The sequence below is a fragment of the Bradyrhizobium acaciae genome, assembly GCF_020889785.1.
Taxonomy (GTDB): Bacteria; Pseudomonadota; Alphaproteobacteria; order Rhizobiales; family Xanthobacteraceae; genus Bradyrhizobium; species Bradyrhizobium acaciae.
Genome location: NZ_JACMYK010000106.1, coordinates 1 through 24,863 on the forward strand (window position 1 = coordinate 1; position 24,863 = coordinate 24,863).

A 24,863-nucleotide genomic window follows, 5' to 3' on the forward strand; every position below is an offset into this window, starting at 1 on the left:
GGATTGCTGGTCTGGGTCCGCTGGCGCACCACAAGGTCACGAACACGAAACGCCATGGCCGCGGCTTGTTACCCTTCGCTCTTCACGGCAACGAACCGCATGGTCGGCCGCCGGGCGGCTTCGCAGATCGCTTCGGCGTCAGCGGCATCGTTCTTTTGCCGCATTGGTCCTAAAGCTTTGCCGGAGCTATTCCGACCGCCGAACCCAACCGGTCAAAATCGCTGTGAAAAGGCGCCAGTACGGCAATAGTATTCGAACGCACTAGCGGCATCAGGCGTCATCATCGATCTTTGATAAACCGATTGAGCACGTTCAGGGTAACACGAGAAACCGTGTTCATGTAGTTATTGATCGGCAGACAGCCGATCCAGCAGATGGATCCGACTGAAAACACGGCTCCGCCACCCTTGGTCGAGAGCCAGGTCATATCTGCGCGCACAAGCGGATTTTCGGATCCACCCTGCTCTCCGGGGAGGATGTAGGTGTAGTCTTCCGCAACTGGCTGATAGTGTTTGGTCAGGCCCACGGAAGTAGCAAGAACGGTTGTTTCGGGTGGTGTCCCGTTCCCGCCGAGGTCATCGACGCGGTCGATTTCATCCCCCGCCGCCCCGCCGAGCATCATTCCCTGGGTACCGACGAGTTCATCAGTCACTCCTTCGAATATCCATGCATGCTCGGGAGCTCTTGCGTGCACGCTGAGCTTGTACGGGACTGCCTTGCCCCAGCCACACGCCCCAGTACCGATGCCGGTAAGCCTTTGCGGACCCCGCCCCCGATTGCGCCACAAACCGCCCTGCTCGCCGGTAGAGGCATGAACGGTCTCGCCGGGTTGCGAAGTATAGTTCCGCATTCCATTGTGGCCACGCCGGACTTCGATCACATGCGGGAGGTCCGGATGGAAGCTAGTGACCCAATAAAACCCGTTTCCGCCGAGATACATCAGATTGCCGCCACCATCGATATATTCCTGGAGCGCATCCATCATGCGTTCCGAGATATATTCCGGATGAGAACCCGTGATTACGACATCGTAAAGCTTCAACGCGGAGAGGCCCTCGCGATGCAAGTCTTCGTCCGTCAGTACGTCGTAATGGATACGGTGGTGCTCCAGCCAATCGAGTAGGTAGAAGTCACCCGCGAAGTGTCTATACGAGTCGTTTAGCCAGTTGAAATGGAACGGACGGAAATTCACCAGCGGACGAAGGCGAGATGCATATGCAACGCCGGCGCCATCTTCATGTGCGTTGTACATCGATAAACCCAGCTCGCGGTGTGCCTCGGCATACCAATCTCCGTCCTGCAGATGGACTGGTCCGTCTTTGGTTGAAAAGCCGTTAGCAAGATACCCCCGGTGTTCGTTGCCGTAGGCAAGATAGGTGTTCGTCGGCGCGAGGAACACAACCTTGGAATGGCAGGCGCCAGCGGCAGGGCGGACATAGAAGGGCACCCAGTCCTCGTCTGTTCCGTCCTGGATGCGAAGCGCATAAACCCCAGAGCGCCACTTCGGATTTATTTCTAGATCGAGACTCGGCTTCCAGTCGCCTCCTGCGACCATGTCGCGATGAAAAAAAACAGCGTTGTATTCGTCCGGAGCAAGTTCAGGATGGTGACGGCCACCTCGCCAACGAGAGCCCGTTACCGCTCGCATGGGAAGATTTAGCAAAGTCAAGGCAGGAGCGCCGCTAACATCGTTGGGTATCATCATGGGCGCGGTATTCTTACCCATCGACCAGGAATAAATTACTCGTGTGCCAAGAACGCCGTTCGCCGCGGCCCCATTCAAAATCGACCTGATTTCGTCTTCGGAAACTGCGGCTCCGGCGAACACGACTTCTGCGATCTTGCCGGTGAAATGCTTGCGTGCGGCCGCGCCGCTTGTTGAAGCCGCTAGAGTTACGTGACCGTCGAAGCCCGAGGGAAAAAAGCCTCCTGTCGGCAGGGCAGCGACCGCATGTCTGACTTCCTCGATCCTTCCGAGGATCGTCAACTTCGTCGCACTCAGTTTGGCAGCACCATCTTGCACGACGAGGGCCACCCTGTACCAGCCATGCCTTGCGAGCGTCAGATCGATTTTCGCAAGCTCGAAGTCGTTTACGGCGAGTTTAAGTGTCCGCTCGGAGATGATGAGCGCGGTAGATCGACCATTTCCACTGAACGATATGAGCACCTCTTCGGTATCGGGCAGCAACGTCGGACGGAATGCAAAGGTGAACGAAAGAGGCAGCCCACGCGCCGGTAACGCTGGATCGAAGAATTCTGCATAGCCTCCGATAGACGACTTCTGTTCGGCGCCCGCGTAACGACCGCTGAGGCGGCTCGACATGAGTTCTTGTTTGATACCACCTGCGCCTTCACGATTATCCACGCTGATGAGACGATAAACCTCTGCACTGAACTCGCCCTTCGGGGCGCTGACGAAAAACGAGAGGCTCTCCCCCTGCCGGGCGCTAAATCGGTCCGAATAGCCAAGAAGTTTTGGGCGAGTGTGATCTTCGGTCATTTGGACAATGTCTTTACGTTCGGTTCTTAAGAACACTCCAGTTCACAGCGTCGACGCTTGCGATCTTTGAGCCCGCAGCACTGAGCCGCTCCGTTAGGGATGACTTGCTGGCTAACGGAGCGGCAACGGAAGTTGACGATCAGCGTCCCCAGGGACTCGAAAAGCGCGCCTCCAGCGCTTCGAACGCTATCGGCAACACGGTGTGCTCAGCAATTTTCCACCCCTCGGAAGTTCGTACGAACTTATCCTCCCACACAAATATCACGGGATGCACGTGGGGGCACGGTCCTTGCTGGATATCCCACTCCGCGCGGTACAGCGTGATGCGCGATTGACTGCTTGCGTGGTCGGCGTCCTTGATGTCGATCATGACCTGAGACACCACATGCCGCTGCAACAGCTTGCCCGAACGCTGCCCGTCCTGCTGGTTTTGGTAGAGGGCCTCGACCTCCTTGCGGCCGGTCAATGTTTTTCCGCGGTTCTTCAAAACCAGAGAGCCATCATCCGTGAAGAGGTGAGCGGCCTTCACTGGTTCATCGAAGTCAACCAAATTGGCGTAATCGTAGATCAGCCGAGTACATTTATGCTCAATCAGAAGCTGTTCTAGGTCGTTCACTGCGTCCTCCTAGTCGCGGGAAAACGGAATGTCCCGCTCGTTGCTTACGTTTACTGAGCGGGTATTTGCGAAGCCAATACCAATTTCGGCAGCATCAAGATCAGTTCGGAAACGATTGTTAGTCGCCAACCTTGCGTTGGCGGGGACTCGAGCTGTCTCCATGTGTTCAGCGCTGGGAACCGCTTTCCGGCCTACACCGGTCCGGATTTCTCTTCGCGGCTGCTAGGGGCGCGAGCGGCTGAGACGTGGTTACCAGAGACGTTACAGAGACCAAGTTATGGCCACCCAACTTTGCTGCTCGGGGAGAGGCGCCTTCTCGGTCGCTCTTTGCGCGCGTCCATCCGTTGAAGTTTCCTTGGTCACGATGACGCAGCGCAAAGCGCCCTCGTCGCGATCAGACGTCGTGGTACTCCTTGATGCCGGACGGCACCGGGATCATCATGTCCAGTAGCGGCGCGTGCTGTTGCGCGCCATACACATCACTTTCGCCAAGAGCGCATTGCGCATTAGGACGGTAGATGGTGGCCTTGAATGCGCGCGCGGTGGGAATCTCGAAAAACGATGAGATCTTCGACCTGTCGACGCCGTAAAGCCGAGCAAGGCTTTCTGCGGTCAACGCGCAGCTTCTCGAAACCGCCTCGTATAGGTCGTCTCGCTCGAAAAGAACATCCAGCGTGATTCGATACGGGCCCGCGTTCTTACTGCGGACAACGGAAGCCAGATTGCCAAGCTTCACGAGTCGGGTTTGTGACATATCAGATTTCCTCCATCACAACGGGAACACTTTGCAGCGGCGACTAGACCTTCGTCAGGTAATGCACGTTGAATTCATATTGGCGGCGGACGCTGCCGCCGATGAGACCGGGGATTCCAATCGATCTCACTGCTTCTTAATCGACGGCCTAGAACCACAGTTACACCAGATGCGTTCCGTGAGCTGCTCATCGAGATCGACAAACGGCATAGTTTACTCCGGAGCCCGCCACGGCGCCGGTCTGCAGCGGTTTCCGCCTGTTGGAGAAATTCATTTGCGCCTGTGTCATAGAAATGAAATAGATTGCATGTTGACCTTCGGCTCCCGGCTTGGTGCATGGCCGAAATGGATGGTTTGCCTGCACTGTCTGCTCATGCAGATTAACTTAGACCAACACCGCCCCCTTTGCGCCTCACGCTCGCTAGTGCTCGCGAACCTAGGGCCACGTCAAGCGCGCCGATGCGGCCGACGATGACATAAATTCGTTTATCATGGCCCGGCAGGTTCAGTTGTCCTGCCGTAAGGCTCGCGACGTCGCCCGCGACTCGGCCCCAGCCGATGCCCCCTTCACGCAAGTCGCCACGGCGTTGCTGCACGTGTTCAAAGTCGTGCACGACGATCCAGGCGCCCGAGACCAATTCGAAATCGACTTCACGGTATGAGCCCGGCGAGCACACGATGGCGTCCTCCTTGAGCCAAGTTGCGCAGACGAGGTCGCTGTCTACCTCAATTGAGGTAGCGGTCACGACGACGTCGGCATCGCCAATGGCTTCGCGTATACCCGTTGTTGCACAGAGCGCAATCGGTCGCACCAGTGACGATCCCACCTGTCCGCATACTTTGCGCGCGCTGATTTCACTGCGAGAGGCCACAATGAAGCGCTCGACGCTCTTTACCCTAGCCATGAACTTCGCCGCGGCACCACCGACGTGGCCCGCTCCGACGACCACGACGTTCCGCGGAGGTCGACGGCAGTATGCGACAGCGGCGCAACACCCATTGCGGCGGTACGCTCGGCAGTGAGGAACGTCGCCTCCATCACATCTTCCAGCGGGCCCGTCCGTGCGTCGCAGACTATGATAGTCGCTGGCACGTGCGGGACGTCGCGCGGCCGTTCGTTGCCCAGTACGAAGAACCACTTCAGGCCTGCGGCGGCCTCGAAGATGACGCAGCCCGACATGCTACCCATACGGCTGCGCACGCCGTCTATCCGAACGGCAAAGACCTCCGTGGGGCCAAGCACGACGTCGTCCGAGGCCATGCCACGTATCGTGCGATCCACTATCTCGAAGATCTCGTCCTCGGACAGGCAATCGCGAACGTGCGTCGCGCTCGGATAGAGGGGTACTGCCATATTTCTCCTTAGACCTCTTCGATCACGATCGGAAAGCACTCTAGTGGCGAGGTCACCTTCATCAAGTGGTACACACTGAACTCGTATTGCAGCCCGATGTTGTGGATCCGCGGCGAGTAGCGATAGGCTACACTGCCTGCCGTGTTCTTTACCCCATCGAACATCGCGTGGTTCAGCTTCCCCGCCAACGTTACGGCCGCGTCGTAAGCCACGTCCTGCGTATCCGCCGTTGTTTCGAGAACTAGGCCGATCTCGTGCGGCACACTCTTGTTAACCTCGAGTGCTCCCATTACCCCATTGGCCCCATATTTCGCGAACACAATACGCAGCGACGGATCGGCAATCTTCTCGCGGGTCATCTTTTCGAGTTGGGGCAGAACGCTATCGAGGTTACGAATCGTTACCGGGCATCGGACGCCAGCGAGTGCGAATGACCGGTAGCCGACCGGCTTAGAGCCTTCCAACTTAATCCAATAGTCGTCAGTCCGGTGCCCGCGTGTGCCCGTGACGCGCACACGGCGTTCGTCGAGCTGCTCGAACCTGCACTCCCTCATGTCTGCAACACGGCCGGGGCCGTTCTGCACGAACGGATCCTCGCGCTCGTACAGCGTATGCGCTGCCACCGACTTGACCGATGCACGACGCGCCAGGCTGCCCGGCTCCAGCACAAAAGCGCTTCCCTCGATCGTGCCGATCATCACATCCATCGCACCGGGCTCTGCACTAATAGCTCCGCACTCGAGGATCTTACCCATGTGAATGGCCAGCGACGGATCGGCCCCCTTCCAAATGGCAAACGCCGCGATTGCGCTGTCGTCACACGAACGCCCTGCAACGATCACGTCGGCCCCCTGGTCCAGGGCCTCGCGGAACGGCTCATCGCCCATCTGGCCAACCAGTCCGGTGCTTGCCTGGACGTCCTCGATCCTCAGTTGGGCGCCCGCCTCGAAATCGCGGATTTCACAGGCCTTGATGGCCGCCACCACGCGCTCCTTCGGGATGTCCGAGTAGATCTTTGCGAGCTTGAAATGTAGCTTGCTTTCCTTCGCCACCTCCTTGACCATCGAAACTACGTTGTCCACGCCAGCGTTGGTGCCGGCTCCGCCCGCACTACCGATGATGAACGGGATACCCGCTTTCCGGGCAGCCACGATCAGGGCCGCGAGTTCGTTCTTGATGATGCGGTTTGACATCATTGGGAGACCGGTTCCCAAGAAGGACGGCCCAGGATCAGTTGAACCGGCATCGACGGCGATTGCGTCAGGTTGCATCCCCATGCCGCGCTCCAGAGCGCCGAGCCCGAAGCCGCCACCCAGGAAGCCCGTTGGCGCAAGAAGTCGTATTGTTGTCATGAGTTCTCCGTCACTGCCGCATTGGCGTATCGTGCGGGCCGCCTAACCGCAGCGGCTTCGCTCTTTGTGCTGCGAACAATATCCGCGTCGTTTCCCGACTCTCCTGCACTCTTTCAAATGGTCAAGATCGTCTAGTATCGTTGCTGGGCATGCTCTAGAGAATTCCTGGGCCGCGATTCGCGATTACCTGCTGTCCGGGAAGCAGCGTCCTTACGAGCATCAGATGGGCCTCCCGTATCGCGAGCATTTGCGCGAATAAGATCGGCTGCTTTCTCGGCGATCATGATCGTCGTTGCGTTTAGCCCGCCAGCAACGATCGTGGGCATGATCGATGCGTCAACGACTCTTAGTCGCTCGACGCTTCTAACGCGGAGCTCCGGATCGACCACCGCCGCGTCGTCGCTGCCCATGCGGCAGGTGCCGCAAGGATGTTTTCCGCTGCCCACAGTCGCGCGAATCCAGTCGGCAATTTCATTTGAATGCTGAATGCCCGGACCAGGAGCAATCTCCTCTTCAATAAACGGTGCAAGGGCAGGTTGAGCGGCGACCTTGCGCACCGCGGCAACCGCCTCGACCAAAGTTTCCAGATCATCCGGCACGGAGAAATAACCACTTTCAATTTTCGGAGCGGCGAAGGGGTCAGAAGAGACTAGGGAAACTGTACCGCGACTCTTAGTATCGAGATTGTTAATGCCCATACTGAAACCTTCACGGCTAAGCTTGTCGCCCCGAAAGCCGGGCCAGCGCAGGGCCGCCAGTCCGAGACCGAGGACGAAGTGCCATTGGATGTTCGGACGAGGGAGCTCTGGACGTGTCCGACTGAAACCACCGGCTTCGACCGGGAAGCTGGTTCCGGGGCCTGACCGCATGAGCACGGCCTGCGCCATCATCAACGCAGCGCGGTCGACGCGAACTAAGCTGTGCAAAGTGAGTGGCTGAGTACAGCCGTACTGCACAGCAATCGTCGGATGGTCTTGAAGGTTACTGCCCACCGAGGGCAGATGAGCGACCGACGGTATGCCCAACTTCGACAACGCGCCCGCGTCACCGATGCCAGAATGAAGCAGCAGGAATGGCGAATGGATCGTGCCGGCGCAGAGTATCACCTCAGCATCGGCAAATGCTTGGCGAGCTTTTCCAAACCGGCTGTACTCGATGCCGATCGCACGATGCCCCTGGAAGAGGACCCGCTTAGCATGCGCTCGAGTTACCACGCGCAGATTCGGACGACGACGGGCATGGTCCAAGAAGGCTCGGGCGGCTGACCATCGGCGCCCCTTGCGAATAGTGAACTCGTAGCGCCCAAATCCCTCCTGCGTTTCGCCATTGAAGTCATCGCATGCAGGGAAGCCCGCCTCGACCGCTGCTCGAATGAAAGCGGAGTATAGCGGATTGCGAGAAGATGCACTCTGGACGTGCAGTGGACCGCTCTGGTTGTGATACGGCAAACCTCTTGATTCATGGCCCTCAGATTTAAGGAAGTACGGCAAGACGTCCTTGTAGCCCCATCCGGGGTTTCCCATGTCATGCCAACGATCATAGTCTGCGGGATGTCCGCGCATGTATTGCATACCGTTGATCGATGAGGATCCGCCAATTACGCGCCCACGTGGCCAGAACTCACGTCGTCCCGCCACCGCGGAGCTGGGTTCGGTGAAGAGCGACCAACCATGGAAGCCACCGCGGCGCAGCATTTTTCCCGTACCGATAGGGATCCGTATCAATGGGCTCCAGTCTTCGCCACCAGCCTCCAAAAGCAGAATCCGATTTGACGTCACTTCGGAGAGACGCGATGCCAGGACGCATCCGGCAGAGCCGGCGCCTACGATGATATACGTGTAGTTCTCAGACATGCTATTCCGTCCCGTAGCCGAGCATCGCCTTTACCTCGAGGTATTCCTCCAGTCCCCACCTGCCGTTTTCGCGCCCGTTGCCCGAATGTTTGTACCCGCCCACCGGCGCGGACCTGTCTGATACTGGGTAGTTGATATGAACAGTGCCAGCGCGCAATCGAGCAGCCAACCTCCGCGCCCGCGCAAGATCGGACGACTGAACATAAGCCGCCAATCCGTAGATCGTATCGTTCGCGAGTTCGATCACCTCTTCTTCATTCCTGTAAGGCAGGATCGACAGAACCGGGCCAAAGATTTCTTCGCGCGCAATCGACATGCCATTCCGCACGTTGGCAAACACTGTGGGGCGCACGAAATAGCCAGATCTGAGATGCTTTGGCCGACCTCCACCACCGGCGACGAGCTCTGCTCCTTCGTCAATTCCGGCCTGGATCAGGCGCTGCACCTTATTGAACTGAGCCTCATTAACCACCGGGCCAAGATCTGTGCTAGGATCGCGAACATCGCCAACCACAAGCCTCTCGGCGGTCGCCTTAGCCATCGCCTTCACCTCGTCATGCCGGTCTACCGGAACGAACATGCGGGTGGGCGCGCTGCAGGCCTGACCACTGTTACGCATTACCCTGAGCACGCCCTGCGTGACGGCATTTTTGAAGTCAACATCAGACAACAAAATATTGGCTGACTTTCCTCCAAGTTCTTGCGCCACACGCTTGACCGTTCTTGCAGCCCCCTCGGCCACCAGAATGCCAGCGCGCGTCGAGCCGGTAAATGACATCATATCAATACCAGGATGGGCAGACATCGCTTCGCCAACAACGCCCCCCTCCCCCTGGACCATGTTATAGACGCCTTTAGGCACGCCGGCAGCATGCATCACTTCCGACCAGATGACTGCGTTCAAGGGCGCCACTTCGGAGGGCTTCAGCACCATCGTGCACCCAGCGGCGATCGCTGGAGCAACCTTCATCATGATTTGGCCTATCGGCCAGTTCCATGGAGTGATCAAGCCGACCACCCCGATCGGCTCTCGGACGATTTTGGTACTTCCTCTCAGTTCTTCGAACCGATAGTGTCGCAGCACGTCAATCATGCAAATCAGATCGGCTGGCGACGATTGTTGTTCGCGCGCAAGCTGCAGGGGGGCACCCATTTCCCGACAGAGCACGTTGGCAACTTCGTCGCGTCGTTTCTCGTACTGCGCAAGTATACTCCGCAACAGTTCGAGCCTTTCTCGCGGGGCGGTTCGCGAAAAAGAGGGAAACGCAGCGCGAGCGGCAGCGACAGCACGATCAACGTCCTTGGCGCCCCCCATGGAAACACGACTGAAGACCTCTTCAGTCGAAGGATCAGTCACATTCATGAACTGTTGCTCCAAAGGGGCAACCCAAGTTCCATTCACGTAATGCTCGCATTCGTGCACTATTCCACGCCCTAGGATAATTGATCTATCGGCGCAGTTGTGCGCCACCGAGCTTCGGCGGCGCCAATACCAATTTCGGAGAGACTAAGACCGCATTGGAATTGATCGTGATTTGGAAATGCGCTGTGATCCAATTGCGAAATGTAGCGCACGCGATACCACGCCATCCACCGTCGGAGGCCAGATGAAGCGGCTACGGTCCAGTCGCTTGGCGTAGAGCGACAGCCCGACCCCGTCGTGCCAAAGGGCTTTGATCAGGGTGCCAGCACGACCACGGAACACAAAGACGTCGCCGGCGAAGGGATCTCGTCCCAAGCCCTCCTGCACCAGCAATGCCAGACCCTGCATGCTTTTGCGCATGTCAGTATGACCGGTTGCGATCCAGATCCTCGCCCCTGCCGCGATCGAGATCATCGCCGCTCCAGCAGATCCAATACGCGAGACAACGCGGTCATATCAACGCCGGCGTTCACGATCACGCGACAAGCCTTGCCGACGACAATCTCAATGCGTCCGCTCGCTGGCCCCGCTAAAGCTACTGGCGGCGCCGGCGGTTGGTCCGGAATCACCATCGCTGGCACAAACGCCGGCTAAGATTGTTCAATATCGCTCGTCCGCGTCCCAAACGATCGTCGCCAAGTCAACAGGAGCGAGCGCGAGATGCCGTATCGTCGTGCTGTCGATGAGACCGCGCGCGGTGCCTGCAAACTCTCCAGAACATCTTGAGTTTCTCATCATCCGTCCAGTGACGGCGACAGTCTCGACAACCTCGAACCGTTCAATCTGAGCACTGAACTTATTGCTGTCCATAAGGGCTGTTACACAGCACTCGTCTTAACCCGGCAAGGCGGCCCTCACCGGAGGAAGGCACGGCTCCTGAAACGCTCGAGCCATGTGTTTCGCAAGATCCAGGCCAATTGTACCAACTCCTGACATGGGAACCTCCATTTCGACTGATGCACCGCGCCACGCCACCTTGCCACAAGGAAGCGTGAGGGGGTGTCCACCCCATCAGTGATAACGACAGTGCCCAAGTCGAACGGCTCGAAGCTTCGAGACGGGCCGACGGCAGCGCTGGTCCGAGGATGAGAAGCTTAAGATCGTCCTTGAGAGCTTACAGGCGCGCCCAGGCACCGCGACGGCGCGGCGAGATGGCATTTCGCGCTCATTGCTGCTCGGATGGCGACGGTTGTTTCGTCCAGAGGCGAAGAATGCCGCCTATCAAACGGGCTTCGTACCGGCGATGATTGTAGCGGAATCGGCGGCGACCTCTGGTCCGGTCGGGCCGGCGGGGGGCGGCGCGATCGAGATCGAGTTTGCGGCCGGAGCTCGGATGCGGATCACGGGGGTGGTCGACGCGGCGACGCTGAAGGCCGTAGTCGCTGCGCTGGCTGAGGGACGGCTGCGATGATTCCCGCTCCGCCACCGTATGAGTGTGGATTGCGACCGGTCACACCGATATACGTCGCGGCATGAACTCGCTGGCCTTGCTGGTGCAGGAAAGCTTTTTGGAGCGACCCGCACGACGGCGCCCTCTACGTGTTCCGTGGCAAGAGCGGCAAGCTGATCAAGATCCTTTGGCACTACGGGCTGGGCACGTCGCTCTACACCAAGCGGCTGGAGCGCAGCCGCTTTCTCTGGCCGTCATCGGTGGATGGCGTGGTGACCATCACCCGGGCCCAGCTTGGCTACTTGCTTGAGGGCATTGACTGGCGCATGCCGCAACGCACCTGGCGTCCGCAAGGCGGCTGGCTGATCGCCGGGATTTGAATCGATCACAGGATCGGCAGTTCGGATAGAACCAGCATATTGTGATTCTCTGGTCGGCGATGGGCGTCGATGATTCTCTCCCCGACGATGATCTTCACTCAACGCCATCATAGTGCTCGCCGCGCCCGCGCGCTGCGTCAATCACGAGGTCTTCGTCGCATACGTACGGCCCAGCGACGCCGCACGGGTAACATGGAAGGGCGCCAGCGGCTGGTAATCGTCTCGCATTCCCGGCACGAGAACTTCTCGCGTACCGTCTGGATCACCTTCCAGGACCTGGGGATGACCTGCAGTGTTTCGGTGACGTCCTCGCCGAGTTCGACAGCTTCGCCAGCCGCAGCAGGGACAATTTTCGGGCGCAGCAATCACCACGCGCTCACGCGGCAAATGATCGGGGAAGGGTCTGCGCGAAGGCCGCTTGCGCTGGAACGAGCGTATCGTCTGTGCACTGGCCGCGGCCTGTTCGGCCGCCATTTCATGTTCGGTCGCGGCTGCTTCCAGGTCCTCCAGCTGCAATTCCATCTGCTCAAGCAGCCGCGCCTTGCGTTCTGAACTGCTGCCATAAAGCTTGCGCCGCAGCTTCTCGATCTAGAGCTTGAGGTGGGCGATCAGCGCTTCCGTGTTCGCGTTCACAGCCTGGGCGCGGGCTGCAACCGCCTCGGCTTCCACACGCGCAGCTCGCGGACAGCAGGTAGCTAAGCTGTGCCGGTGAGATCGTGATCGCGCCGTCGGATGGGCTCGGCCACAAAACCGCCCGCGCTCCAGCCGTTTGGTGAACGGGCATGCCCCTTGGCCGTCAGGTCAGATCACCTTCAGAAGATTGCCGCTGCGTCCGCGGAAGCAGAACAGGTGCCCACCCAGCGGATCGCGCCGCAGCACTTCCTGCACCCGCAGCGAGAGGCTTGCAATTCCCTTGCGCATATCGGTGTGCCCGGTTGCCAGCCACTCCCGAACATTGCTCGGCACCGGAATCATCGCCGCTCCAGTACCGCCAAAACCCGCGCCAGCACGGCCGCATCGACGCGATTGTCGACGATCACCCGATGTCGCGCATCAGCACGATCTCGATCCGACCCGCCACCGCCGGCGCACAGGCCTGGGGTGACAGGCTCCGATCCGCAGCTTCAGGCTGTTCCGACGATATAACTATCGGCGCAAATGTCGGTCAGCCGGCGCCATGTAAACAGCTGAAAGCCCGTTCCTCCGCGCCGTCGCCGACACCTGCCGCGGCGCGGCGTAACTCTCCGCCACGATCCGTTGCTTCTCGTCCAACGTACAACGGCGCCGCGCACCCGACGAAATTACGTCGAGACGCGCGACCTTCAACATAAACGTATGACCACTCATACGCCTATCTCGTCACCGTCCCGTCACGTCAGACAGGGCGGCCCACGCCGTAGGAATCCTGTTCAGATGAACAATTCGACGTTCCAGCTGGGTGAACTCCGGATGGGTGATCGCCGCTAGTATAGCGGTGCGAGATGCCGCTGACGCTCCATACCAAGCGCGGACCGACAGCAGGAGCATCCATCAGGGCTTCTCCGAAGCGTCACACCGGCACTTGAAAGGTCGCGCTTGTAGCGGGTCAATTGGCTCCGGAACGCCTCGCGCGTTCAAAGAACTGAGCCGGTCAGCACTCTGTTTGGACCCGGCCACGCATCAGATCTTGGTGATAAGTTTCGAGCTCTGAGTCGAGCGGCTCGAGCAGCCCTGCCGTTGCTCGGAGCCCCGCCCGTAAAGTTCACGTTGAGCTTTCTTGGCACGCAATGAACCTCCTCCGAATTGATGGATACCTCCTGGCTCTTCGAGCCTACTACAGGTGTCCATCAATTCGGAGAAGATTCATACTTCGTCAACTCATGTTACGCTTCCGTGCGAGCGTGAAGCGCTTTAGGGATCTCTCCGAAGCAGAATCTCGGGTAATCTCGGAATCGCTTGCGATTCCTTCACATTTAGATCTAAGCCTCTAGCACTATCCGGAAGGATCGCCTGAACCTCGCTTGTCAAAACCTTCTCAACGAGCCAATTCGGAGGAGTGAAGCGGGGGGGAAAGTATAAAGCGCGATAGAGCTGCTCAAGCTGTTCCGCACTACGTGGAACGCTCGCCGATTCGAAGAGCTCCGTCAACATTCGCATGGTGTAAAGGCGAGATCCGCGCTTACCCTCATCTATCAGCGCCGTTTGGGATCGCCGCGGACAGGATCCGTCCAACAAACGCAGCCATACTTCGCAGAAGAGCGCGTAGCCATAAAGTAGCGTTCTGGCGTCCAGAGAAAAAGCTGTCTCAGAAGGCAAGAGCGGGAACTGAAGCTCCCCGATTATGTCACCGGTATCAACCCCCTCCGACAGGTAGTGGACGGTCACCCCGAAGCTCCTGTCCCCATTAAGTATTGCATGTATCCGCCCTAAGCTGCCACGATATTGGGGCAGAGGAGCCGGATGGAGATTGATTCCTCCTCGATCGAACTGCCCAAGGATATGGGCGGGGAAGATCTTGTCCCACATTATGCTTACGAGAAAGCCCCCGTACTGCGAAAGATCTTCCATGGAGTGCAAATACGGTATTTTGTGGCGATCCGCGACCTCCCAAAGCTCTTCGCTGGTTTCGTGACCCCACCACACTTGCTCGTTCGGTGATGCACCGAGAATCGCCGAGACTTGGTCTCTGCCGCAAGTCTCGATGATAAACAGAATACAGCGAGTTGCGAGCCCTCGGGTGCCAGCAAACACGAGTCCATTACTCAAAATCGACATCTCTCAACCTCATAGCCGTCCGAGCGGCGATCATACATTTCTCAACATGCGCGAGCGGATGGTGACCGCCAACGAACTCATCCTTGGGAGCGCCCCTGTCCTACGTAAATGCTCAGGCGCAATGTTACCGGAGGTTACGAGATGAGCCATCTCCACCCTGTCGAAGCCGAATTCTGAATTAACCAGTGTCGCAATGCTGGTTGCGTCCGCTATGCCATTAGACGACGCTCACAAGTTCGGTTCAAGATGCTTCGTTCTGGACCCGATGGCCAGACTGGAAGCGCCGAGACGCCAAAGGCCCCGATCAGTTCGCTAAGTTCTGCACCTGTCAGCGACGCCGCCCCATGCACGTCGAGCAACTGGGTCGACAATGAAAGCTTGTTAGTTGCGCGGATCAAGTGTCCAAGCCCGCGTTTCTCCGTTGGGCATTACCGTCGCGAAAGTCCTCGCTCGCGCCTCATCGTAAGATGCATCTCACAAGCCTCCCTGTTTTTGCGTAACTTCCCGCGATTCACTTGGATTTCGCACAATCGGGCCCTACCTGAAACTACCCGTCCTAGCAGCTTACAGAGAAGAGATCCTGAGTTGGACACCATCCTCGTGCTCTGCACAAACGACCGGGTTTCGCACCGAAAAACGGATCCCGCACACGGTGAGCGTACTAGAACTGCATTTCTGAGGCTCCAGTAGTGGAACCCCTGAAATACGTTGAGGGCCGCAGGAGTGTGATGTGAGTAGAAGGCGCATTCGACCCGCTTCCTCAGTGACGTGCCTCCGCGGCCCGCTGATCGCCTTGCTCCTTCCTGCTCGTTGGTTCGCGGACGTCTTTAGTCCGTGCTCGTCCGAAACGGGATGACATATAGTACGGCCATGTATTCTGCTAAACATATGGGGCTGGCGCGGTCGCGTCAGCTGCGATTGAGGAGCGGTGTCACACTCCTTGTCGGCTTCATCTTGCCAAATCTGGATTTATCATTTCCAGCTCTGCGCTCGAGGCACAGCATGCGCTTTTTTTTGACCTTCGCATTGATGAATGCGTCCGCCATGGTTTTCAGCCATCAGATGCCACCCAACACAGCTTGGATTCTACGATGTAGACGCGAGCAGCATTTATCGGCTGGCACGCCGTCGCAAGGCGCAGGCGGATTTTCCGCCTCGATTCATGGTGGTGGTCGGCAAGAATGACGCTTCGTCGCAACGATCCACGCTTACTCGGCGTCCCGATAAGAAGGGATGCGGCCTGAACCCGCTCTCAGCCTAATCGCGGTGCCAGTACGAAGGAAACAACTACCACTGGCTCGAGCTCTCTACTTTGCTCCTGCCTCCGCGTCATTCATGTCTAATTGAAGACCACCAAGGTCGCACATCCAACAAGAGCTGATTGGTCATTCCAGAGCGGCGTCAGCAGACACACGCGAGCGCCTCTCTCCTTTGCAAGCGCATATCATTCTCCAGGCGGCACGCCGATTGCTTTAGGGAAGCCAGAGCGTCGCCAAATCGTAGCGCGTCAGTTCAAGGAGTTTCCGATGAGGCTTGCCGGATCGTGCGTCCCCACCAATACGGTGACATTGGTTGCCGTCACCGAACCCGTTCGGGACTTGTCCTCGGCAGATCGCGCAACTATTCGAAGTATCTCAGTTCAGAGCATTTCCGTTTGAGACGAGCTACGCTGCTCTGTTTTTGAATAACAGCAGCGAAAGATCGCCGATGAAAATTGCGCTGATCGCAGGCGGCAACATGCACGCCCCAGGTTAAGTTCATTGTTACCAACGGGCGTTGCTGTCGCTTAGGACTTTTACGGCGATGAAAGCTGATAAAGTATGCTCTGCATCAAAGTGATTTGCGCTTCGCATCTCGCGACCGGGAAAGTCTCTCAACCGCGGTGTCGCGCGGTCCGTTCTATTGTTCCTGACCGAATCGTAGCAGGCTGAGCAGGAGCTGAAATGACCAATGCCCGCAAGCACGAAACTTTCAGCACCAACAGCATCACCGCGCCGCTGCGCTATGCCACTTTCCGGCGAATCTGGCTCGCGAGCTTACTGTCCAACTTCGGAGCTCTGAGTCGGGGCGTCGGCGCAGCCTGGGCGATGGCGCAGATGACGTCGTCGGCCGATAAAATCGCGCTGGTGCAGACCGCGCTGATGCTGCCACTAATGCTGATCTCGATTCCGGCAGGCGCGGTTGCCGACATGCATGACCGACGCATCGTGGCGCTGATCGCCCTCGGCATCGCGCTCACTAGCGCGACCACGCTGACAATCCTCGCTTGGCTCGGCCTGGTCACGCCGAACCTGTTGCTGGCGCTGTGCTTCGCGGTCGGCAGCGGCATCGCGCTGATGGATCCGGCCTCGCAATCGTTGGTCAGTGAGCAAGTACCTGCGGAAGCGCTCCCTGCGGCGATCACGCTGAATGACATCAGCTACAACATCGCGCGTAGTGTTGGTCCGGCGATCGGCGGGATTGTGGTTAGCTGTGCGGGCACAGTGATCGCTTTCGCGCTCAACGCGTTGCTTTATCTACCTCTGATGCTCGCTCTGTGCCTGTGGAAACGCGCACCCGAACCCTCGCACCTCGCGCGTGAAAAGCTCGGTCGCGCCATAATTTCTGGCCTGCACTACATCGATGATTCGCCCTCAATCAAGATCGTGCTTGCCCGCGCCATGATTATCGGCATCATCGGCAGCGCGATGGTTGCGCTGATGCCGCTGGTGGCGCGCGATCTCCTGCTTGGCAACGCTCAGACTTATGGGATTATGCTGAGCGCCTTTGGTCTAGGCGCGGTGATCGGCGCGCTCAACCTCACCCGGGTGTGCAAGTGCATGAGCAGCGAGGCGGCAATCCGCGCCTGCGCCCTATCCATGGGCGCGGCGATTGCTGCGGTTGCGTTGAGCCGTGGGCCAGCGTTGACACTAGTCGCATTGCTCGTGCTCGGGGCCGCATGGATGATCGCGTGGGCGGCGTTCAATATTGGCGTGCAGCTATCGGCGCCGCGTTGGGTGGCGGGCCGCTCTATTGCGGCCTATCAGGCCACAGCATCAGGCGCTATTGCGATTGGTAGCTGTGGTTGGGGCCAACTGGCCGAAGTTGCCGGTGTCGAAACCACGCTCCTCATTTCGGCCGCGCTGATGCTGGTCTCCCCACTCATAGGCTTTTGGCTGCGTATGCCACGCATTGGCGCACAGGGTGAATAGGCCCACGTCGCGCTTTTCCTAAATGGCGCATACCGGACTTGGTGGACCAGATCGCTATCGCGTGGCGCGGGACAACGCGGGAGGTTTCACAACACAATATGGGCAATGCAGTTTCTCGCGCGAGCGCAATGGGGCCTTTGGCTGGTCCATCACGATATCGCCGGTCCCGATTTGTGGACCGAGCGTTATCACTGACCAACTTGACCGTGCGACACTCGGCGGCTGGATCCAGCGGACCGCCGGATGGCTCAACAGCTCTACGAGTTTCAGCTGCAGATGATCCGGCTGCACCGCGCGTGTTCTGCGACGAGACGCCGATGCCGGTGCTCGACCCCGGACGACATCACGCGCGCATTTGCCAGTTCTGGGCGCATTGGGCGGGCCCTCGCCGCCGGCTGCCTACGGCCGCGGCACGCAAGAGAACGCCGGAAATTGATGACTTTTTCCCCGTTCTGCAGGTCGACGGTTATCTGCTTAAAAAGCGCTCGCCCGCGATAAGATGCGGCCCAAGATCGGTTTTCCGGATGCAAGCATCACCTACAATATCGCGCTCGCGATCAACACGACTACGATCGACATTGATCGATCGTTGCAATACGTTCGCCCAGACTTTTGAACGTTCAGAACGCATTGTTTATCAGCGGATTGCAGTTTTCGAATGGCCAGTCAGATTCGCTTGCCGGCGGAGGCTGACCTCGAAGTACCACCGCATTACTGAATTCAAATGATGGCGAGACCAGAGCAAGGATCTCCGTCAGCCTTTAGGCGCTGCAATGACGAACTGATCACTCACTGCGCTTGGGCGAACTATGCTAAAATGGCCACTTTAGCGCCACCGCTTCTCCTCACTATCATAAGCTCCAGCAATCAGGTCGCTGACAGCTGTAAGCTCATGCTTGCGTACTTTGTCGCTGGAGGTGGTTCGCGGTAGCGCCGGCGTAAAGGCAATGTACCGCGGTCGCTTAAATACGGCAAGACGCGCACGGGCGTGCTCGAGAATGCGTTCCACTCGGAGATCAGCTGGCGTGATACCTTCCTTCAACTGCACGTAGATCTTGATCTCTTCGCCGCGCTCGACATCGGGAACAGGGACCGCGGCCACATCTGCGATCTCGGGGATCTCACGAATGACTACCTCGACTTCGCGAGCAGAGATATTCTCGTCACCCAAGCGTCGGATCATGTCCTTTTTACGTCCTACAAGCCAGTAGAAGCCGAGTTCGTCGCGGCGCAAGAGATCGCCCGTCCTGAACCACTCACCTTCGAAGGCAGCGGCATTCTCTTCCGGTCTATTCCAGTAGCCTTTGAAGATCGCACGCCCTTTCACCAGCAACTCGCCGACTTCGCCTACTTGCGTGGGACTGCCATCTTCCTTCACCAACCGTAGCGCTCGAAACGGGGCACGAATCCCGACCGACCCTGATTCTTCCATTTCTTCAATATGCGCGGGTAGCGTGGCGTAGCCGATTTCAGTCATCCCGTAAGAGTCTAGGGCTCGTACGCGAAACCGCTCGCGGAATCGGCGCACCGTATCTGGATTCCAACTGTCGGTCTGCATAACCTGCTTTAGGCAGGTTGTCGCATCGGCGGCGGCTATAAGTTCGCGTGCCGTCGGCTCAGGCAACACGCACCACTCGATGTGGAACTTTTTGACCCAGCCGAAGAATAGCGGGGAGCTGAGTTGGTGAGCCAGGTACAACGTGCCGCCTTGGCGATATGAGCTCAAAAGATTCCATTGCGGAGAGGAATAGAAGAACGGCCCGGCTGATAGATACTTCTTGTACGGCTGAAGGTCCCGGATGACTCGCTGGTACGACATCACCCCCCAGTAATCGTGCGTCAACATGCAGCCTTTCGGAAACCCCGTCGTCCCTGACGTGTATTGAATGCTCAGCAGACAGTCGGGACGAATATCCTCGTCCACTGGCGAGTCGTCGACGCCCTTAAGCAGATCATCAAGGGTAGCAGCGGCCCCGTGCGAAGGTTGCCCGACAAGAATCACTCGCTTCCCATCGATGGCTTGTGGCCAAGGGTCGATCGTGGAGAACACTGGCCACACAGATTCGTCGACGATGATAGCTTTCGGTTGTGTATCGCTCAGAACATATTCGATTTCCCTCGGCGTGTAGCGGAGGTTGAGGGGAACTAGCACCGCACCGAGCTTTGCAAGTCCGAACCACAAGATCGGGAATTCGATACGATTGGGCAGCATCACAGCCATCCGATCGCCCTTGGACACTCCAAATGCTCGCAGAGCACGTGCGTATTTGTTGGACCAGCGGTCCATCTCGGAGTAAGTGATACGCTCGCCTCGCTCGAAGATGTCGATCGCGATCGTTGAGCCGTGCGTTTGCGCCCGCATGGACACTAGTTGTGGGACAGTGATGGTTTCGTATGCAGTTTCCAAGATATCCAGTCTGCGCGAGGCACTCGCTACGCGATCGTGAAGTTGGCTTTGGGTCAAGCTTGCAGAGGTCATCATATGGAACCTAGGCTTCAGGAGACAAAGGGAAGTCGGTCAACAGGCGGAGCTTTTGCGTCCGATAGCTCGGTGAATTTTCCAATCACCACAGCCAACGCGCGGCGTCGCGGGATCTTTTAGATCGGACGCGCCGGCGGTGAAGACACGATCGCTAATCAAGCGCGGCAAAGTGCAGTGTCTCACTCCGATCGATCTCGAATCTCCGAAGCGCACCACTGAAAGCACGCCTGGCATGCCGGCCCGGTACCACTCTTCACAACAGCGATGATCTCGCATTGCTGATCGGCTGGTAGTCTGCCTGATCAGGAGAAGTGAGATGATTGTCGGTTGAGATTCTTTGGCGATTAACATCGGCTTGCTCGTGCAGTATCTCGTTGAGGATGTGATGCTAGGACTGAATTTGTCGTCCGTGATGGTTATCCGGAAGGGCTTTGATGTCGCGATTTTGGCCTCAGAGGACGCGATCCGATCCGTAGCTCAACTTTGGAGCAGAACATCGCGCACGCCTTCGGCGATAGCCCGCGACTGGCAATTGAGCGGCTGTCAGACCTCGGCAGTTGAGAAGTTTCTCGACGACACGGATGAGAGTGTGAGACGTGCACGAACCAACTACGCTTTCTCATTGCTTCGCTAGCATCCTATCGTTCAGAGACCCGCCGCATAATCCGTACAACTAGTCAGCAGCGGACTGTAAACCATTGACATTGATCTAGAGACTACCTGCTTTGGTGAGGCCAATTTAGTATTTGAGAAGCAGCCCACTTCGTGCGAAACGAGGGCTGACGCCGCCAGCGTTGACATTCCGACATTTCTCTTTGCGTCTCTTCATTTTTGCGGTGCATGGATCCTTGTTTTGTGCGGAGCAAGGGTTGCGGTAGGGGACCGCGTCCCAAAGCGCTGCTATTCGCTCGTCGAGCCCTTTCTCATAGTCGCGCCATGTCATCCCGTCGACGCCGGGCACCGCGCAGCGCTTCAGTTGCCTGAAGCTTTCCGTCAGTAATTCGTCGTCCGCGAAGAAGCTCCCAAGCGTTTGAGCGAGAGTCATTTTTTGGAGGCGGAGTGAGGTTTGAGATTGCAAGCTATTGGCGTGGGAGGCCTCAAAAGCTTGCAATATCGTTTTAAGGATTCCTTCGAATCGCGAGCCGTGGCTCGGTTGGCTGGAGCGGAGAGGACGATGCGACCGAAGGAACGATGGGGCAGCGGATAGGCTGACCTTCTGCGCTCGCGGCTGGATGCGATCCATCGACATGGACCATGCCTTGGTGAAGCTTTCGCGGACGATCGACTGGTCGTTCCTCAAGGAACGGTTCGGCGCGGTCTATGAGGACAAGCCGGGCCGACCGCCGCCGCGGCTGATGGCAGGACTTGCCATCCTCAAGCACACCTACGACCTCTCCGACGAGGTGGTGTGCGAGCGCTGGGTGGAGAACCCTATTACCAGCTCTTCTGCGGCGAGGAGTTCTTCCAGCACCGCCTGGTGCTCGATCGTTCTCGCTGACCCGCTGGTCGCCAGCGCATTTCACAAACCCGCCGCAGCCCAAGCGCCGCGGCCGCCCACTCGGAAGGACCAATGACGATCCCGCTGCCGGCTGATCCCCGAACCACAAGCGCCGTCACCTACGGAAATTTGGAAGCCCATTCTTACGGAAAGTTCGCTGCCCGTTGACAGGAGTTTTGTGTAAGGGATTTCTGTGACGGTTGAAGTGGGGTAGTCAGCATCGAGAGCAGGGCGTCGACGGCATGGCGGACAAATTTGCTTGGTCGCATCGAGCGGTCAAGTCCCGAGGCCGCGAAGCGGTGCGCCGCAGGCGCAGGACTTCGCGGCGACGGTGCGCGCCAAGCGATCATAGGCCATGCCGTGATGAGTTTGTCATCGCGTTGTTCCCGGAAAACGCTTGCCGAACTGGAGGGCGAACTTGCTCATCGCAACGGTCCATTCGACCGAGCGCCCCCAGCGCGGGCCCGCATTCTTGATCGCGAGATAGAGCATCTTCAACGCGGCATCGTCGTTGGGGAACTGCCGCGCGTCTTGATGATCTCTGCGCAATGAGCGGTGCAGCGCCTCCACCGCGTTGGTTGTGTAGATCATTCTGCGGACACCTGATGCGAAGGCGAAGAACGGCACGACGTGCTCCCACGCCCTGCGCCGGGTCGCTCCGATTGCCGGATAGCGCTTGCCCCATTCGGCCTCGAACTGCTCGAAGTGGGCCAGCGCCATGTCCGCATTCTCTGCGATGGTAGATCGCCTTGATCGCAGGCAGGATTGCCTTGCGATCCTTACGCCAGGCTGTTGCGGATCAGGTGCAAGATACAGAGTACGCACACGACGAGGGCCGCCCGATTGACGCATGCGCGCGGGTCTCGAGAGCGCTATGATGGCGTTGGGTGAAGATCAGGCGGCCCGCTGATCGGAGGGCTCTGCAGCCTGGCGCAGAAGCTTCCATTCCCAGGGCAGCAGTTCGTGCAGACGCGAAGTGGGAAGATCGGCGATACGGGTGAGGACGTCGGCAAGCCAGGCCTTTGGATCGACGTCATTGAGACGACACGTCGTGATCATCGTCAGCATGATGGCGGCACGGTTGGCCCCACGCTGGCTGCCGGCGAAGGTCCAGTTGCGCCGTCCCAAGGCGATGCCTCTCAATGCGCGTTCAGCGCAATTGTTGGTCAAGCAGATCCTGCCGTCGTCGAGGAAGCGGGCGAAGCCCTCCCAGCGCCTGAGCATGTAGTTGATCGGCTTCAGGACCTCGGACGAGCGCGAGAGGGTTTCGCGCTCGCGCAGCAGCCAGGCGTGCATGTCGTCGAGAAGCGGCTTGCTCTGTTCCTGGCGGACGGCGCGCCGGTCGTCAGCGTCACAGCCGTTGATGGCGCGCTCGATCTCGAACAACGCGTCCAGCCGCTTGACCGCCTCCAGTGCGATCGGGGAGACCGGTTTACCCTTCTTGCCCTCCCGAGCATTTTTCTCGATGTCAGCCAGCTCGAAGAAGCCTCGCCGGGCATGGGCAAAGCAATACGCCGGCGTAATTGGTAGTGTCTTCTTCTGCGGATCGAACAGCGGCTCGAAGCCGTTGTAGCAATCGGCTTGCAGGATGCCGGCGAAGGCGGCCAGATGCTTCTGGGGATGCTCGCCTCGTCGGTCACCCGAGGCGTAATAGACCGCCGCAGGCGGCGCAGGCCCGGCAAAGGGCCGATCATCCCGTACATACGTCCAGATCCGTCCGGTCGTGCACTTGCCCTTCGCCAGGATCCGGATGGTAGTGTCATCGCCATGAAGGCGCTCGGCAGCGAGCACATGGCGTTCGATCAGGTGGAAGAGCGGCATGACCGCGAAGGTCCCGTGGCCGACCTGGTCCGCCAGCGTCGACAACGACAGGTCGATCCTCTCGCTCTTGAAGCGCGCGCTTTGGCGGTTGAGCGGGATATGCATGCCGAACTTGTCGAACAGGATGGTCGCCAGCAATTGTGGACCGATGAAGCCGCGCGGCGTGGCATGGAACGGCGCAGGCGCCTGACTGATCGTCTCGCAATCGCGGCAGGTGAACTTCTCGCGTACCGTCTCTATGACCTTGAAGCGGCGCGGGATCTCCTCCAGCGTCTTGGTCACATCCTCGCCGACCTTCGCCAGCCGTGATCCACCGCAGCAGGCGCAGGTCGTTGGAGCTTCAACAACGACGCGCTCGTGTTCGATATCGTCTGGCCAAGGCTTACGCACCGGCCGCTTACGCGTGAAGGGACGGACGTTCTGCGTCTTCGCCGCCGTCGCCTGAGCGGCAAGCTCATCCTCGCTCGCCGTGGTTACGAGTTCCTCGAGCTCCAACTCCAACTGCTCGAGCAGCCGTGCCGAGCGCTCGGATCGCTGCCCGTGCAGTTCGCGCTTGAGCTTCTCGATCCGCAGCTCAAGATGTGCGATCAGCGCTTCGTTGTCCGACAGCTCCGCCCGCGCACTGGCGGCATCCGCGACGGCGACATCGCGCTCAGCCTGCAACGTCTCTCGCTCGGCCAGCAGCGCAAGGTAGGCGCTCGCGAGGTCAGAAGGAAGATCGTCCGGCTTCGATGTCATGAAGCCATTGAATCAGATCGAGCAGCAGATTCAAATCGTAAAAGCGGCTATCCGACCCGCGTCGGCCGATGGGTTTCTTGAGGTAGGGTCGAGGACTGGCGCGCCGCACATCCAAGAGCCTTGGATGTGTACGTTTCCAGCCCCCGCCTCATCGCACGCAGCATGCGGATTTCCCGCACTACGCGCCCCCATTCGCTTCGCATCAAGGTTTATGGGACCTATCACGCTGGGCAGCTTTCGTCAGCCGTGTTTTACCCGGTAGTCGTTGAACAGCTTCAGGGTATCGTACAGCCATGATTTACTCCACTGCTCCCAGCCGAAGCCCTTTCGTTGCCGTGCCCGCGCCAGATGGCGCCTGACCTTTTTCTCCACCCAATCTCTGATGTAGCTGAAACACCTGCCAGAGTGTCCAGCCGAAAAGTAGTTCACCCAGCCCCGGAGCTTCGGATTGATCAGGTTGATGACCCTGCCAATCGGTTGCGATCGGTGCCGACGAAATACTTCCTTCAGATCCCGCAGTAACGCCGTTCGCTTCTTCAGCTTGGGCGTGTAGTGCGGCCGCATCGCTCCCCGCAAGCTGCGGATGTAGCGAAAGTCAAAACCCAGAAAGCCGAAGCTCTTGCCTCGCCCTAGATCGACTATGCGGCTCTTCTCATCATTGATTTCAACCTGCAGCTTGTCGAGCTCCTCTCGAAGTCGCTTGGTCACAGCACCAATCAGCCAGTCATGACGTTTGTGGGCGTCGATCAAGACCACC

At 58.6% G+C, this 24,863-nt stretch carries 18 protein-coding genes and 4 pseudogenes; 4 read left to right on the forward strand and 18 right to left on the reverse strand.

Annotation, left to right across the window (positions count from 1 at the left end; translation table 11 throughout):
- The 11 genes and pseudogenes from H8A92_RS29505 to H8A92_RS29550 form a co-directional block, all read right to left on the reverse strand.
- A pseudogene (locus H8A92_RS29505) lies at nt 1-161 on the reverse strand (IS110 family transposase); the annotation flags it as partial.
- Nucleotides 162-280: 119 nt separating this feature from the next.
- Nucleotides 281-2,500, reverse strand: coding sequence for a N,N-dimethylformamidase beta subunit family domain-containing protein (locus tag H8A92_RS29510; RefSeq protein ID WP_229199005.1), 2,220 nt, complete (start codon nt 2,498-2,500; stop codon nt 281-283).
- A gap of 139 nt (nt 2,501-2,639) precedes the next feature.
- Nucleotides 2,640-3,116 (reverse strand): nuclear transport factor 2 family protein, encoded by a 477-nt coding sequence (locus H8A92_RS29515; protein ID WP_229199006.1) that lies wholly within the window; start codon nt 3,114-3,116, stop codon nt 2,640-2,642.
- A gap of 394 nt (nt 3,117-3,510) precedes the next feature.
- A complete protein-coding gene (locus tag H8A92_RS29520) occupies nt 3,511-3,870 on the reverse strand; it encodes a DUF4387 domain-containing protein (protein WP_229199007.1) in 360 nt (119 codons plus the stop codon).
- Nucleotides 3,871-4,250: 380 nt separating this feature from the next.
- Entirely contained in the window at nt 4,251-4,775 is a 525-nt protein-coding gene (locus H8A92_RS29525; protein ID WP_274613504.1) for a hypothetical protein, read from the reverse strand.
- Nucleotides 4,763-5,224, reverse strand: coding sequence for a hypothetical protein (locus tag H8A92_RS40865; protein ID WP_274613505.1), 462 nt, complete (start codon nt 5,222-5,224; stop codon nt 4,763-4,765). Before H8A92_RS40865 ends, H8A92_RS29525 begins: the two co-directional genes overlap by 13 nt.
- Nucleotides 5,225-5,232: 8 nt before the next feature.
- Nucleotides 5,233-6,576, reverse strand: a complete 1,344-nt coding sequence (locus tag H8A92_RS29530; protein ID WP_229199008.1) for an acyclic terpene utilization AtuA family protein — start codon at nt 6,574-6,576, stop codon at nt 5,233-5,235.
- A gap of 131 nt (nt 6,577-6,707) precedes the next feature.
- Complete coding sequence (locus H8A92_RS29535; protein ID WP_229199009.1) at nt 6,708-8,429, reverse strand: GMC family oxidoreductase; 1,722 nt, start codon at nt 8,427-8,429, stop codon at nt 6,708-6,710.
- A 1-nt stretch (nt 8,430) separates the two neighbouring features.
- On the reverse strand, nt 8,431-9,855 hold the full coding sequence (locus tag H8A92_RS29540; protein ID WP_229199016.1) for an aldehyde dehydrogenase family protein: 1,425 nt from the start codon (nt 9,853-9,855) through the stop codon (nt 8,431-8,433).
- A gap of 81 nt (nt 9,856-9,936) precedes the next feature.
- Nucleotides 9,937-10,266: an IS66 family insertion sequence element accessory protein TnpB gene (gene tnpB, locus H8A92_RS29545; protein WP_229199010.1), complete on the reverse strand. Its 330-nt coding sequence runs from the start codon at nt 10,264-10,266 to the stop codon at nt 9,937-9,939.
- Nucleotides 10,267-10,442: 176 nt separating this feature from the next.
- Nucleotides 10,443-10,559, reverse strand: a complete 117-nt coding sequence (locus H8A92_RS29550) for a hypothetical protein (RefSeq protein WP_229199011.1) — start codon at nt 10,557-10,559, stop codon at nt 10,443-10,445.
- Nucleotides 10,560-10,951: 392 nt separating this feature from the next.
- Here H8A92_RS29550 and H8A92_RS41225 point away from each other — a divergent pair, with 392 nt between their 5' ends.
- Together H8A92_RS41225 and tnpB (H8A92_RS29565) are read left to right on the forward strand one after the other, a co-directional pair.
- Nucleotides 10,952-11,263: an IS66 family insertion sequence element accessory protein TnpB gene (locus H8A92_RS41225; RefSeq protein ID WP_420831384.1), complete on the forward strand. Its 312-nt coding sequence runs from the start codon at nt 10,952-10,954 to the stop codon at nt 11,261-11,263.
- Between the two features lie 128 nt (nt 11,264-11,391).
- The gene (gene tnpB / locus H8A92_RS29565) at nt 11,392-11,622 is read left to right on the forward strand and encodes an IS66 family insertion sequence element accessory protein TnpB (RefSeq protein ID WP_420831381.1); all 231 of its coding nucleotides are present in this window, start codon (nt 11,392-11,394) and stop codon (nt 11,620-11,622) included.
- 186 nt (nt 11,623-11,808) lie between these two features.
- Here the strand turns inward: tnpB (H8A92_RS29565) and H8A92_RS29570 are convergent.
- From H8A92_RS29570 to H8A92_RS41235, 3 genes and pseudogenes are all read right to left on the reverse strand, one after another.
- Nucleotides 11,809-12,387, reverse strand: a pseudogene (locus H8A92_RS29570) (transposase domain-containing protein); the annotation flags it as partial.
- 36 nt (nt 12,388-12,423) lie between these two features.
- Nucleotides 12,424-12,597, reverse strand: coding sequence for an IS66 family insertion sequence element accessory protein TnpB (tnpB, locus tag H8A92_RS41230; RefSeq protein ID WP_420831382.1), 174 nt, complete (start codon nt 12,595-12,597; stop codon nt 12,424-12,426).
- 915 nt (nt 12,598-13,512) lie between these two features.
- The gene (locus H8A92_RS41235; RefSeq protein ID WP_420831383.1) at nt 13,513-14,376 is read right to left on the reverse strand and encodes a formyl transferase; all 864 of its coding nucleotides are present in this window, start codon (nt 14,374-14,376) and stop codon (nt 13,513-13,515) included.
- Between the two features lie 1,943 nt (nt 14,377-16,319).
- On the opposite strand from H8A92_RS41235, the pseudogene H8A92_RS29580 reads away from it, so the two are divergent.
- A pseudogene (locus H8A92_RS29580) lies at nt 16,320-17,759 on the forward strand (MFS transporter); the annotation flags it as partial.
- Nucleotides 17,760-18,393: 634 nt separating this feature from the next.
- Here H8A92_RS29580 and H8A92_RS29585 read toward each other — a convergent pair.
- On the reverse strand, nt 18,394-20,046 hold the full coding sequence (locus H8A92_RS29585) for a class I adenylate-forming enzyme family protein (RefSeq protein WP_229199013.1): 1,653 nt from the start codon (nt 20,044-20,046) through the stop codon (nt 18,394-18,396).
- 1,219 nt (nt 20,047-21,265) lie between these two features.
- Here H8A92_RS29585 and H8A92_RS29590 point away from each other — a divergent pair.
- Nucleotides 21,266-21,541, forward strand: a pseudogene (locus H8A92_RS29590) (transposase); the annotation flags it as partial.
- A 378-nt stretch (nt 21,542-21,919) separates the two neighbouring features.
- Here the strand turns inward: H8A92_RS29590 and H8A92_RS29595 are convergent.
- The 3 genes from H8A92_RS29595 to H8A92_RS29605 form a co-directional block, all read right to left on the reverse strand.
- Nucleotides 21,920-22,399, reverse strand: coding sequence for a transposase (locus H8A92_RS29595; protein WP_274613507.1), 480 nt, complete (start codon nt 22,397-22,399; stop codon nt 21,920-21,922).
- Between the two features lie 42 nt (nt 22,400-22,441).
- Nucleotides 22,442-24,106, reverse strand: a complete 1,665-nt coding sequence (tnpC, locus tag H8A92_RS29600) for an IS66 family transposase (protein ID WP_229199015.1) — start codon at nt 24,104-24,106, stop codon at nt 22,442-22,444.
- A gap of 240 nt (nt 24,107-24,346) precedes the next feature.
- The coding region (locus H8A92_RS29605) for a group II intron maturase-specific domain-containing protein (protein ID WP_249795538.1) at nt 24,347-24,863 on the reverse strand (517 nt) is incomplete at its 5' end.